The sequence below is a fragment of the Streptomyces sp. NPDC001858 genome (assembly GCF_053594615.1).
This window is the reverse complement of sequence record NZ_JBSFEV010000016.1, coordinates 75044-87986: the sequence shown is the minus strand read 5'-3', so window position 1 is coordinate 87986 and position 12943 is coordinate 75044. Positions and strand designations below refer to the sequence as shown.

The following is a 12943-nucleotide window of genomic DNA, read 5'->3' as shown; positions in this document are numbered from 1 at the left end:
TGCCGCAGGTCATGAGGGGGCGGTCGCCACGGCCGTCCCCTCGTTCGTCCCCCTTCGTTCGTCCCCCTCCCCTTGTTCGTTCCCCACCTCGCTCGTTCCCCCCCCCCACAACCACGATCGTTTCAGGACGGTGCCGGATGACGGAGCACGTGCTCACGCTGGACCTCGACGGGGTCACGGACAAGGCGGCCCTGATGGACCGCTGCGCCAAGCATCTGGAGCTGCCCGACTGGTTCGGGCGCAACTGGGACGCCCTCGCCGACAGCCTCACCGACCTTCCGGACGGGCCCGAGTCCGGGCCGGTCCTGGTCGTCGTCCGGAACTGGCGGTCGTACGCGAAGGAGCGGCCGGAGGAGTGGGAGATCGCGCAGGAGGTGTTCTCCTCGGCGGTGAACCAGGCCGTCGGCCTGTCGATCGTGCTCGCCCTCGGAGGATCCTCCTAATACCCCGGTGAGCTGCCTGGACGTTCGGTCCGGGGATCGCGGCACGGCCCGCGTGGGACAATCAAGTACGTGCTTCTCCCCCTGGCTGACCTGTCCGGGGGTCACCTCTGAACGACTGGGATGTGCAGCACGTGCGTTTCCTCAACGACATCCAGCCCGCGTACGACCTCACCTACGACGACGTCTTCATGGTGCCCAGCCGCAGCGCCGTCGGGTCGCGCCAGGGCGTGGACCTGGGCGCCCCGGACGGCACGGGCACCACGATTCCGCTGGTCGTCGCCAACATGACCGCGGTCGCCGGACGCCGGATGGCCGAGACCATGGCCCGGCGCGGCGGCCTCGTGGTGATCCCGCAGGACATCCCGATCGACGTCGTCGCCGACGTCGTCGCCTGGGTCAAGAGCCGGCACCTGGTGCTGGACACCCCGATCGTGCTCGCCCCGCACCAGACGGTGGCCGACGCGCTCGCGCTGCTGCCCAAGCGCGCGCACAACGCGGGCGTCGTCGTCGACGGGGACTCCCGTCCGGTCGGCGTCGTCACCGACGCGGACCTGAGCGGGGTCGACCGCTTCACACAGCTCGAGGTCGTCATGTCCCGGGACCTGCTGCTCCTCGACGCCGACATCGACCCGCGCGAGGCCTTCAACACGCTCGACGCGGCCAACCGGCGCTACGCCCCCGCCGTCGACCGGGACGGCAGGCTCGCCGGCATCCTCACCCGCAGGGGCGCCCTGCGCGCCACGCTGTACACGCCGGCCGTCGACAAGGACGGCAGGCTGCGCATCGCCGCGGCCGTCGGCATCAACGGCGATGTCGCGGGCAAGGCCAAGCAGCTGCTCGACGCGGGCGTGGACACGCTCGTCATCGACACGGCGCACGGCCACCAGGAGTCGATGATCAGCGCGGTCCGCACCGTGCGCGCGCTCGACCCGCAGGTGCCGATCGTCGCCGGCAACATCGTCTCCGCCGAGGGCGTCAAGGACCTGATCGACGCGGGCGCGGACATCATCAAGGTCGGCGTCGGCCCCGGCGCGATGTGCACCACCCGCATGATGACCGGCGTGGGCAGGCCGCAGTTCTCGGCCGTCCTGGAGTGCGCGGCCGAGGCGAGGAAGCACGGCAAGCACGTGTGGGCCGACGGCGGTGTCCGCCACCCCCGCGATGTCGCCATGGCGCTGGCCGCGGGCGCGTCCAACGTGATGGTCGGCTCCTGGTTCGCGGGCACCTACGAGTCGCCCGGCGACCTTCAGCACGACGCGAACGGCCGCCCCTACAAGGAGTCGTTCGGCATGGCGTCCGCGCGCGCGGTGCTCAACCGCACGTCGGAGGAGTCGGCCTACGACCGCGCCCGCAAGGCGCTGTTCGAGGAGGGCATCTCCACCTCCCGGATGTTCCTCGACCCGGCCCGGCCGGGCGTCGAGGACCTGATCGACTCGATCATCGCGGGCGTCCGTTCCTCCTGCACGTACGCCGGCGCGGCCTCCCTGGAGGAGTTCGCCGAGAAGGCCGTCGTGGGCATCCAGAGCGCGGCCGGCTACGCCGAGGGCAAGCCGCTGCACTCCAGCTGGTGACGCCGTGCTGAACGATCTCGACGAACGCATCGTCCACGCCCTCGCCGAGGACGCCCGCCGGTCCTTCGCGGACATCGGGCAGCTGGTCGGCCTGTCCGCGCCCGCCGTCAAGCGGCGCGTGGACCGGCTGCGGGCCACCGGGGCCATCACCGGCTTCACCGTGCGGGTCGACCCGGCGGCCCTCGGCTGGGAGACCGAGGGGTTCGTCGAGATCTACTGCCGGCGCAACACCTCCCCGGAGACCATCCAGCGCGGCCTGGAGCGCTACCAGGAGGTCGTGGCCGCCTCCACCGTCACCGGTGAGGCGGATGCGGTCGCCCAGGTCTTCGCCGCCGACATGCGTCACTTCGAGCGGGTCCTGGAGCGGATCGCCGGGGAGCCCTTCGTGGAGCGCACGAAGTCGGTGCTGGTCCTCTCCCCGCTGCTCCGCCGCTTCTCGCCGACGTAAGCGCTCCGCTGGGCGTTCCGCTGGAAGTGCCGCGATGTGTCCGTCGTTTTGCTGCGGCGCCGTCGTGGCCGGTCGCGCCCGCGCGGCGGAGCCGCAGATGTCAGCGCCCCGCGCCCCTTCGGGGCGCTGCCTCTGTCTCAGGTCGCAGGCTTGCGGGCCAGGGCGTTGTTGTCGATCGAGTTGTGCACGCTGAACCTCACCGCGTCCGAGCGGTAGCGGTCGTCCGACCACTCGACCGGGCGGCCCTCGTACGTCGTGGTGACCCGGCGGACCCGCAGCAGCGGGCTGGTGCGGCGGACGCCGAGCAGTTCGGCGTCCTGCGCCCCCGCCGCCACCGCGTCGATCACATGCTCGCCGTAGGCGAAGACCAGCCCCGTGTCGTCCAGCAGTCGCTGGGTGACGGACGGGCAGTCCGGCTCGATCGGCTCGACGGCGGGGGCGATCCAGTCGGCGTACACGGTCCGTTCGAGGAGCACCGGCTCGCCGTCCAGCCCGCGTACCCGCAGGACCTGCAACACCTGGGCGCCCGGGGCGAGTTGGAGTCGTACCGTGTCCTCCGTGCTCGCCGGGCGGTACTCCTGGGCGACCACCAGGCCGGTCGCCTCGCGGCCCATCGCGCGCGCCCACTGGGCGAAGCTGCGCAGTTCGGCGAAGCTCTGGCTGCGGCGGCTGGCCAGGACCACGCGGCGGGCGCCCTGGCGGGAGCCGATGAGGCCCTCGGCGGTGAGGGCGGCGACCGCCTGGCGGACCGTGCCGCGCGAGACGCCGTACCGGGCCGCGAGGTCGGTCTCGGCGGGCAGCAGCGCGCCCACGGTGTACTCCTCGCGGTCGATCGCCCGACGCAGCTCGTCGGCGATCTCCTCATGTCGCGCAGCCATGCTTCCCCTCTGAAGAGCCCGCTGTGCACAGCGTGACCAGCCTAGACGACTGCGCGCTGGGCCAGTCGACGACTCGGATTGTCCGGAAAATCAGGGCTCAGGGTTTCGCCAGAGTTTACGGAGGGGACACCAGCGGCAGGCGTACTGAGGCCAACTTGTTCAGACAAGTTGCCTCGCCTCCCGCACTCTCACGCGTCCCCTGGAGTAGCCGTGACCGTGTCCCTGCCGAGAACCGCCGCCCTCGGCGTCATCGCCGCCCTCGCCCTGAGTGCGTGCGGCGCCGCTCCCGACGACACCTCCACCACCGCCGACGGCAAGAACCCCGCCACGGCCGCCTCCGCCGCCGACTTCGGGGGCCTCGACGCCCTCGTCGCGGCCGCGAAGAAGGAGGGCAAGCTCAACGCCATCGCACTGCCCCGCGACTGGGCCAACTACGGCGCCCTCATAGACGGCTTCGAGAAGAAGTACGGCATCGAGATCGCCGTCGAGAACCCCGACGGCGCCAGCCAGGACGAGATCAACGCCGTCACGTCGAGGAAGGGCCAGGACCGGGCCCCCGACGTCCTCGACCTGGGTAGCTCCTTCGCGATCAGCGCCGCCCAGCAGGGGCTGCTCGCGCCCTACAAGGTCGCCGGGTACGCCGACATCCCCGAGGGGCAGAAGGACGCGCAGGCCCGCTGGTACAACGACTACGGCGGCTATGTCTCCATCGGCTGCGACGCCAAGCGGGTCAAGACCTGTCCGACCACCTTCGCGGACCTGCTCAAGCCGCAGTACAAGGGCCAGGTCGCCCTCAACGGCAACCCCACCAAGTCGGGTTCGGCCTTCGCCGGCGTCTACGCGGCCTCCCTCGCGAGCGGCGGCTCCTTCGACGACATCCAGCCCGGCCTCGACTTCTTCGCCAAGCTGAAGAAGAACGGGAACTACACGCCCGTCGAGTCGACCCCGGCCACCGTCGAGAAGGGCGAGACGCCCATCAGCATCGACTGGGACTACCTCAACGCCGGGTACGCCGACGAGTTCAAGTCCAAGGGCGTGGACTGGAAGGTCGCCGTTCCCGGCGACGGCCAGTTCAGCCAGTTCTACTCCCAGGCCATCAACAAGGACGCCCCGCACCCGGCGGCCGCCCGGCTCTGGCAGGAGTACCTCTACAGCGCCGAGGGCCAGAACCTGTGGCTCAAGGGCTACGCCCGTCCGGTCCTGATGACCGCCATGGAGCAGGCCGGCACCCTCGACAAGACGGCCGCCGCCAAGCTGCCCGAGGTCTCCGGGACCCCCGCCTTCCCGACCGAGGCCCAGCAGAGCAAGGCCAAGACGGTCCTCGGACAGGGCTGGGCGAAGGCCGTCGCCGGATGACCTCCACCGCCGTACCGGTCGACCTGGGAGCCGCCGCGGAGGGGAAGCGGCGGCGGCTCCCCGGCTGGCTGGCCGTCGTCCCGCTGCTCGCCTTCACCGCGCTCGCCTTCGGTCTGCCCGCCCTGGCCATGCTGGACGGCGCGTTCACCGTCAAGGACCCGGCGAGCGGCGCCACGTCGTACACGGCCGACAACCTGACCGCCTCCCTGCGCGGCGCGTATCTGACGGCCCTGCTCGGCAGCGTGAAGCTGTCCGCCGTGTCGGCGGCGCTCGGCGCGCTGCTCGGACTGCCGCTCGCCCAGGCCGTCGTGACCTCCCGCTTCCGTGCGCTGCGCGACGCCGTGCTCACCGCGTCCGGGGTGCTCGCCAACTTCGGCGGCGTCCCGCTGGCCTTCGCCTTCGTCGCCACGCTCGGCAACGCCGGTGTGCTGACCCGGCACTTCGGCCTCCAGGACAAGGGCTGGGACCTCTACAGCTTCTGGGGCCTGGTCGTCGTCTACCTGTACTTCCTGATCCCGCTGATGGTCCTCACCATCACCCCCGCCCTGGAGGGCCTGCGCTCCCAGTGGCGCGAGGCCGCGCAGAACAACGGCGCGACGCCCGCGCAGTACTGGCGGCACGTCGCCCTGCCCGTCCTGCTGCCCTCCCTCCTCGGCGGGCTGGTGCTGCTCTTCGGCAGTGCCTTCGCCGCGTACGCCACCGCCGCCGCCATGGTGGGCAGCTCCGTCCCGCTCGTCACGCTGCAGATCGCCGACGCCATCTCCGGCAATGTGCTCGTCGGCCAGGAGAACGTGGCGCTCGCCCTCAGCCTCGACATGGTCCTGGTCGCGGGCCTGGTCATGGCCGTGTACCTGCCCCTGCAACGGAGGAGCGCGCGATGGCTCGCCTGACCCTGTGGCGGTGGGGCGTCCTCGGCCTCGCCGGGCTGTACTTCCTGGTGCCGCTGGCCGCGTCGGTCGTCTTCACGGTGGACGTGCCCGGACAGGGCATCACCTTCGACGCCTACCGCCGGATCCTCTCCACCGAAGGGTTCGCCTCCAGCCTGCTGCTCTCGCTGGAGCTGGCGCTCGCCACCATCGTCGTCGTGCTGGTGCTGACGGTGCCCGCGACGGTCGCGCTGCGCCTCGGCGCGCCCCGGCTGCGGCCGGTCGTCGAGGTGGTGTGCTCGCTGCCGCTGGTCGTGCCGCCGATCGCGTTCGTCGCCGGCCTCGGCACCGTGCTCAAGTGGGGGCCCGAGCAGCTGTCCCGCACCCCGCTGTTCCAGACGTTCGTCGCGATCCAGGACCCCGACTTCCCCGTCGTCCTCGTGCTGGCGTACGTCGTGATGGCGCTGCCGTTCGTGTACCGGGCGCTGGACGCCGGGCTGCGCTCCGTCGACGTGCGCACCCTCGTCGAGGCCGCCCGCAGCTGCGGGGCCGGCTGGCCGCAGGCGCTCTTCCGGGTCGTCCTGCCCAATCTGCGCGGCGCGCTGCTCAACGCGTCCTTCCTCACGCTGGCCCTGGTCCTCGGCGAGTTCACCGTCGCCCAGCTGCTGGGCTTCCAGCCGTTCGCCGTGTGGATCGTGAACGTCAGCGGCTCGCAGGCCCAGCTCTCCGTCGCCGTGTCCGTGCTCAGCCTGCTCGTGACATGGGTCCTGCTCCTCGCGCTCGCCGGCTTCGGCGGACGCTCCCGAACCGCATCCCGGGGATGACCATCATGACCGTGCTCGAGAAGACAGCGACGAGGACCGGGGCCGCCGCCACCGTCGAATTCCGGGGTCTGCGAAGGGAGTTCGGGCCGACCGTGGCCCTCGACGGCCTCGACCTCGCGGTGCGGCCCGGGGAGCTGCTCGCGCTGCTCGGCCCGTCCGGCTGCGGCAAGACCACCGCGCTGCGGATGCTCGCCGGGTTCGAACACCCCGACTCCGGCCAGGTGTTGGTGGACGGCGAGGACGTCACCCGGGTCCCGGCGCACCGCCGGGACGCCGGGATGGTCTTCCAGTCGTACAGCCTCTTCCCGCATCTCGACGCGCTCGACAACGTGGCCTTCGGGCTGCGGATGCGCAAGGTCCGCACACCCGAACGCCGGGCGCGGGCTGCCGAGTTGCTGGAGCTGGTCGGCCTCTCCGACAAGGGCGGGCAGTTCCCGCACCAGCTCTCCGGCGGCCAGCAGCAGCGCGTCGCGCTGGCCCGCGCGCTCGCCCTGCGCCCGCGCGTGCTGCTCCTGGACGAGCCGCTCTCCGCGCTCGACGCCAAGGTGCGGCTCACGCTCCGCGAGGAGATCCGGCGGCTCCAGCAGGAGCTCGGCATCACCACCCTGTTCGTCACCCACGACCAGGAGGAGGCCCTGTCCATGGCGGACCGGGTCGCCGTCATGCACGCCGGACGCCTCGAACAGTGCGCCGCCCCCGCCGAGTTGTACGGCCGGCCCGCCACCGCCTTCGTCGCCGAGTTCGTCGGCACGATGAGCCGGATCCCGGGACGGCTCGCCGGCGACGCGGTCGACGTGCTCGGACGGCGGCTGCCCGTCGACGGCCCGGCTCCGGCCGTCGCCGCGGTGGACGTGCTGGTGCGGCCGGAGGCCGTGGGCGTACACCCCGAGGCGGACGGCGACGCGCGCGTGGTCGGCACGTCCTTCCTGGGCGCGGCCGTCCGCGTCACCGTCCGGCTCGCCGACGGCACCGAGGTGAAGGCCGATCTGCCCGCCCACGAGGCCGCCGCCCTCACGGCGGGCTCCCCGGTGCGGGTCTCGCTGCCGGACCGCCCGGTGCTCGTCGCCGCCCGCACGTCCTGATGCAGCGATCCCGCGATCCCGTGATCCCGCAACCCCCGCAACTCCCGTGTCGAAAGAGGCAACCGTGACCCGACTCCCGCTCCAGGCCGTCCTGTTCGACATGGACGGCACGCTCGTCGACACCGAGCGGCTGTGGTGGGAGGCGGTGCAGCGGGTGGCCGGCCGGGCGCTGACCGAGGCCGACCAGCCGGAGGTGCTCGGCCGGCCCGTCGAGCACACCGCCGACTGGCTGTCCGCCGCCACGGGCCGGCCCGCCCCGGCCCTCGCCGAGGCGCTCCACCGCGAGTTCGCCGACCGCGTCGACGCCGGGATCGAGCCCCGCCCCGGCGCCCTCGACCTGCTCGACGCCCTCGCCCGCGACGGCGTGCCGACGGCCCTGGTGACCGCCTCGCCCCGATCGGTCGCCGACACCGTGCTGCGGGCCCTCGGCGCGGACCGCTTCGCCGTCACCGTCACCGCCGACGACACCGAGCACACCAAGCCCGCCCCCGACCCCTACCTCGCCGCCTGCCACGCCCTCGGCGTCGACCCGGCGGCCTGTGTGGCCGTCGAGGACACCGAGACCGGCGTGACCTCCGCCGAGGCGGCCGGCTGCACGGTGCTCGCGGTGCCGTCCCTCGCGCCCATCGGCGCGGCCCCCGGCCGGACCGTCCTGGCCGGCCTGGAAGGCGTCACCCCCGAGCGGCTGCGCGCCCTGCTGCCGCACCGGCTCCGCGTCATGACCTGGAACCTCTGGCACGGCGGCACGAAGGTCCGCGACCACCGGGCCAAGCAGCTCAAGGTCATCGCGGAGACCGACGTGGACGTGATCGGCCTCCAGGAGACCCTCGGCACGGCCGCGGAGGAACTCGCCGAAGCCCTCGGCTGGCATTGCCACCGGGCCGGGGAGAACCTAGGGATCATCAGCCGCCACCCGATCACGGCCGCCCTCGGCGACCCCGACGTCGGCTTCTACGGGGCGACGGGCGCCCGCATCGAAGTCGGCGGCACGGGCGGCACCGACGGCACAGGCGGCAGCACCGGCACCGAGGTCGACGTCTGGACGGCGCACCTCGACTACACGCCGTACGGCCCCTACGAGCAGGCCTTCGACGGGCGGCCGGCCGCCGACCTGATCGCCCACGAGCAGGTCCGGCTCGCCCAGCTCCGGGACGCGCTGGACCGGATCGGCGCGGACACCGGCGTGCCCGTCGTCCTCGTCGGCGACTTCAACAGCCCCTCCCACCTGGACCGCCCGGACGTCGAGTGGCCGGTGACGAAGGCGGTCGAGGACGCGGGCTTCACCGACTCCTACCGCGCGGCCCACCCCGACCCGGTACGGGACCCCGGCCACACCTGGTCCCCGGTGCACGCCGAGCACGAGGACGGCAGCGGCCGCCCGGAACCGCAGGACCGGATCGACTTCGTCCTCCACCGGGGCGGGCGGCGGGGCGCGCTGCACGTGCTCGACTCCCGGACGTACGTCAGCGGCGTCCCGCGGACCTGGCCGGACGTCGAGGACAACGACTGGCCGTCCGACCACGCGGCCGTGATCACCACCTATGCCCTGGGCGGGGCGGCCGGAGTTGTCTAACATCGATGGCATGACCTGGCGACATTGATCCACTGCGCGCCCCGACGTCCGTCGACTGACCGCCACGCTGTACGCGTACGCGTTCCTCGACGAGTTCGTGCTGCTCTACCCGGTGTACGCGCTGCTGTTCGCGGACACCGGGCTGTCGGTGGGGCAGATCTCCTCCCTCTTCGTGCTGTGGTCGCTGACCGGCGTCCTCCTGGAGGTCCCCTCCGGCGCCTGGGCCGACGCGGTCTCCCGACGCCTGCTGCTGTGGCTGGGCCCGCTGCTGGGCGGGGCCGGCTTCGCGCTGTGGGTGCTCTTCCCGTCGTACTGGGCGTTCGCGGCCGGATTCGTGCTGTGGGGCGTCGGCGGAGCGCTCGGTTCCGGTGCGCTGGAGGCCCTCGTCTACGAGGAGCTGGAGCTGCTCGGCGCGGCGGACCGGTACGCCCGCGTCATGGGCCGCTCCCACGCGGCGGGCCACCTGGCCGCGATGGCGGCGATGGGGTCGGCCGGGCCGGTCTTCGCGGCCGGCGGCTACCCGGCCGTCGGCGCGGCCAGCGTGCTGGCCTGCGTCCTGTGCGCCGCGGTCGCGATCCGCTTCCCCGAACACCGGCCGCCCAAAGGCGACGGCGAGCGCTGGGCCGCGACCCTGCGGACCGGACTCGCCGACGCCCGCCGGGACCGCTCGGTGCGCGGCGCCCTGCTGCTCGTCCCGGCCGTGACGGCGGTGTGGGGCGCCCTCGACGAGTACACGCCCCTGCTGGTCCGGGACACCGGCGTGACCGAGGCCGCCATCCCCTACTGGCTGATGCTGATCTGGGCCGGGGTCACGGCCGGCAGCCTGCTGGCCGGGCCCGCCGAGCGGCTGGGCCGCGCCGGATTCGCCGCCGTGCTCACGGGCTCCGCGCTCGCCCTGGCCCTCGGCGCGCTGACCGGAGCCCCCGCCGGCATCGCCCTGGTCGGCCTCGCCTTCGGCGGCTTCCAGCTGACGACCGTCCTGGCCGACGTCCGGCTCCAGCACCGCATCGAGGGCACCGGCCGGGCCACCCTGACCTCGGTCGCCAGCCTGGGCACCGAGGTGCTGACCATCGCCGTGTACGGCGCGTACGGCGGCCTCGGCTCGACGTTCGGGCACGGCACGGTCTTCGCGCTGTGCGCCGTGCCGTACCTGGTGACGGCGGCGGTGGCCCGGGGGAGGGGCGGAGGCGGGAGGACGCAATGAATCGCCGTGAGCAGGCCCATGCGCGCAACGAATCGTTCACCACTGCGCAACGGGTGCCGCTTGATGCGCCGTCGGCAGCGCCCGTACCGTTAGGTGGCCCCCACAACCACTCTGCCCTTCGGTTTCCGCCCGGTGAGGATCACGCATGCGCACCGCCCTGCTCCAGAGCTCCGGCCGCCCCGGATCGGTCGTCGAGAACCTCAAGGTCCTCGACGAGGCCGCGGGCCGGGCCGCCGCTACGGGCGCCGGGCTGCTCGTCGCGCCGGAGATGTTCCTCACCGGCTACGCGATCGGCGACGACGTCGCCCGCCTCGCCGAGCCCGCCGACGGGGACTCGGCGGACGCGGTCGCGGAGATCGCCGGACGGCACGGGCTCGCGCTCGCGTACGGCTACCCGGAGCGCTCCGGCGAGACCGTCTTCAACTCCGCCCAGCTGATCTCCGCCGACGGCGTCCGCCTCGCGAACTATCGCAAGACCCACCTCTTCGGCTGCTTCGAGCGGGACCAGTTCACGCCGGGCGAGCAGCCGGTCGTCCAGGCCGAGCTGAACGGCCTCACCGTCGGCCTCATGATCTGCTACGACGTCGAGTTCCCGGAGAACGTCCGCGCCCACGCGCTCGCCGGGACGGACCTGCTGGTGGTGCCGACGGCTCAGATGCACCCGTTCCAGTTCGTCGCCGAGTCGGTGATCCCGGTGCGCGCCTTCGAGAACCAGCTGTACGTCGCGTACGTCAACCGGGTCGGCCGGGAAGGGGAGTTCGAGTTCGTCGGGCTCTCCACGCTGGCCGGTCCGGACGGGGTCGCCCGGGCCCGTGCGGGGCGGGGCGCGGAACTGGTGTTCGCCGATGCCGACCCGGTCGCCCTGGCCGCCTCCCGCGAGGCGAACCCGTATCTGACGGACCGCCGCCCCGGCCTCTACGGGTCCCTGGTCTGAAATCCCCCGAGTCCCGTCCCCGTACGTTGCATACTTTTCGCGCAAGGAGTCCCCGCCCCATGACGTCCACCGTGCCCAACGCCGTCGAGCACGCAGACGCGCAGCAGCCGCCGATCACCATGTTCGGCCCGGACTTCCCCTACGCGTACGACGACTTCCTCGCCCACCCGGCGGGGCTCGGCCAGATCCCGGCGACCGAGCACGGCGCCGAGGTGGCCGTCATCGGCGGCGGGCTGTCCGGCATCGTGGCCGCGTACGAGCTGATGAAGATGGGCCTGAAGCCGGTCGTGTACGAGGCCGACCGGATCGGCGGCCGGCTGCGGACGGTGGGCTTCGAGGGCTGCGACCCGTCGTTGACCGCCGAGATGGGCGCGATGCGCTTCCCGCCGTCCTCGACCGCGCTCCAGCACTACATCGACCTGGTGGAGCTGCGGACCGAGCCGTTCCCCAACCCCCTCGCGGAGGCGACCCCTTCGACGGTCGTCGACCTCAAGGGCGAGTCGCACTACGCCGAGACGGCCGCGGACCTCCCGCAGGTCTACCGTGACGTCGCCGAGGCCTGGAGCAAGTGCCTGGAGGACGGCGCCGACTTCTCCGACATGAACCAGGCCATGCGGGAGCGGGACGTCCCGCGCATCCGCGAGATCTGGGCCAAGCTCGTCGAGAAGCTCGACAACCAGACCTTCTACGGCTTCCTCTGCGACTCCGAGGCCTTCAAGTCCTTCCGGCACCGCGAGATCTTCGGCCAGGTCGGCTTCGGCACCGGCGGCTGGGACACGGACTTCCCGAACTCCATCCTGGAGATCCTCCGCGTCGTCTACACCGAGGCCGACGACCACCACCGCGGCATCGTCGGCGGCAGCCAGCAGCTGCCGCTGCGGCTCTGGGAGCGCGAGCCGGCGAAGATCGTCCACTGGGCGCCGGGGACCTCGCTCGCGAGCCTGCACGACGACCGGCAGCCCCGCCCGGCCGTGACCCGGCTGCACCGCACCGCGGGCGACCGGATCACCGTGACGGACGCGCGCGGCGACATCCGCACCTACCGGGCGGCCGTCTTCACCGCCCAGTCCTGGATGCTGCTGTCGAAGATCGACTGCGACGACTCGCTCTTCCCGATCGACCACTGGACGGCGATCGAGCGCACCCACTACATGGAGTCCAGCAAGCTCTTCGTGCCCGTGGACCGGCCTTTCTGGCTGGACAAGGACGAGGAGACGGGCCGGGACGTCATGTCGATGACCCTCACCGATCGTATGACCCGCGGCACCTACCTCCTCGACGACGGTCCCGACAAACCCGCCGTCATCTGCCTCTCCTACACCTGGTGCGACGACAGCCTGAAGTGGCTGCCGCTGTCGGCGAACGAGCGGATGGAGGTCATGCTGAAGTCGCTGGGCGAGATCTATCCGAAGGTCGACATCAGGAAGCACGTCATCGGCAACCCGGTGACCGTCTCCTGGGAGAACGAGCCCTACTTCATGGGCGCGTTCAAGGCGAACCTGCCCGGCCACTACCGTTACCAGCGGCGCCTGTTCACCCACTTCATGCAGGACCGGCTGCCCGCCGACAAGCGGGGCGTCTTCCTCGCCGGCGACGACATCTCCTGGACGGCGGGCTGGGCCGAGGGCGCGGTGCAGACCGCGCTGAACGCGGTCTGGGGCGTCATGCACCACTTCGGCGGCACGACCGACGCGACGAACCCGGGCCCGGGGGACGTGTACGACGAGATTGCCCCGGTCGAGCTCCCGGAGGACTGACCGACGG

At 72.3% G+C, this 12943-nt stretch carries 12 protein-coding genes; 11 read left to right on the top strand and 1 reads right to left on the bottom strand.

The annotated features are described in order from the left end of the window. Positions 1 to 137: 137 nt before the first annotated feature. The 3 genes from ACWCPF_RS22980 (at position 138) to ACWCPF_RS22970 (ending at position 2462) form a co-directional block, all read left to right on the top strand. On the top strand, positions 138 to 443 hold the full coding sequence (locus ACWCPF_RS22980) for a barstar family protein (RefSeq protein ID WP_451046918.1): 306 nt from the start codon (positions 138 to 140) through the stop codon (positions 441 to 443). Positions 444 to 574: 131 nt separating this feature from the next. Next, a complete protein-coding gene (locus tag ACWCPF_RS22975) occupies positions 575 to 2014 on the top strand; it encodes a GuaB1 family IMP dehydrogenase-related protein (RefSeq protein ID WP_451046993.1) in 1440 nt (479 codons plus the stop codon). A 4-nt stretch (positions 2015 to 2018) separates the two neighbouring features. After that, complete coding sequence (locus ACWCPF_RS22970) at positions 2019 to 2462, top strand: Lrp/AsnC family transcriptional regulator (RefSeq protein ID WP_351920614.1); 444 nt, start codon at positions 2019 to 2021, stop codon at positions 2460 to 2462. Positions 2463 to 2599: 137 nt separating this feature from the next. Here the strand turns inward: ACWCPF_RS22970 and ACWCPF_RS22965 are convergent, their stop codons facing one another. After that, positions 2600 to 3340, bottom strand: a complete 741-nt coding sequence (locus tag ACWCPF_RS22965; protein ID WP_451046917.1) for a GntR family transcriptional regulator — start codon at positions 3338 to 3340, stop codon at positions 2600 to 2602. 210 nt (positions 3341 to 3550) lie between these two features. On the opposite strand from ACWCPF_RS22965, the gene ACWCPF_RS22960 reads away from it, so the two are divergent. From ACWCPF_RS22960 to ACWCPF_RS22925, 8 genes are all read left to right on the top strand, one after another. Beyond that, a complete protein-coding gene (locus tag ACWCPF_RS22960; RefSeq protein WP_451046916.1) occupies positions 3551 to 4696 on the top strand; it encodes an ABC transporter substrate-binding protein in 1146 nt (381 codons plus the stop codon). Continuing rightward, positions 4693 to 5586, top strand: a complete 894-nt coding sequence (locus tag ACWCPF_RS22955; protein WP_451046915.1) for an ABC transporter permease — start codon at positions 4693 to 4695, stop codon at positions 5584 to 5586. Before ACWCPF_RS22960 ends, ACWCPF_RS22955 begins: the two co-directional genes overlap by 4 nt. Then, positions 5574 to 6386 (top strand): ABC transporter permease, encoded by an 813-nt coding sequence (locus tag ACWCPF_RS22950; protein WP_451046914.1) that lies wholly within the window; start codon positions 5574 to 5576, stop codon positions 6384 to 6386. The genes ACWCPF_RS22955 and ACWCPF_RS22950 overlap by 13 nt, the downstream gene beginning before the upstream one ends. Positions 6387 to 6391: 5 nt before the next feature. Next, positions 6392 to 7468: an ABC transporter ATP-binding protein gene (locus ACWCPF_RS22945; RefSeq protein WP_451046913.1), complete on the top strand. Its 1077-nt coding sequence runs from the start codon at positions 6392 to 6394 to the stop codon at positions 7466 to 7468. 64 nt (positions 7469 to 7532) lie between these two features. After that, complete coding sequence (locus tag ACWCPF_RS22940) at positions 7533 to 9041, top strand: HAD-IA family hydrolase (RefSeq protein ID WP_451046912.1); 1509 nt, start codon at positions 7533 to 7535, stop codon at positions 9039 to 9041. A gap of 55 nt (positions 9042 to 9096) precedes the next feature. Further along, a complete protein-coding gene (locus tag ACWCPF_RS22935; protein ID WP_451046992.1) occupies positions 9097 to 10245 on the top strand; it encodes an MFS transporter in 1149 nt (382 codons plus the stop codon). Between the two features lie 145 nt (positions 10246 to 10390). Continuing rightward, entirely contained in the window at positions 10391 to 11179 is a 789-nt protein-coding gene (locus tag ACWCPF_RS22930; protein ID WP_451046911.1) for a carbon-nitrogen hydrolase family protein, read from the top strand. Positions 11180 to 11238: 59 nt separating this feature from the next. Beyond that, positions 11239 to 12936, top strand: a complete 1698-nt coding sequence (locus tag ACWCPF_RS22925; protein WP_451046910.1) for a flavin monoamine oxidase family protein — start codon at positions 11239 to 11241, stop codon at positions 12934 to 12936. Positions 12937 to 12943: the final 7 nt, after the last annotated feature.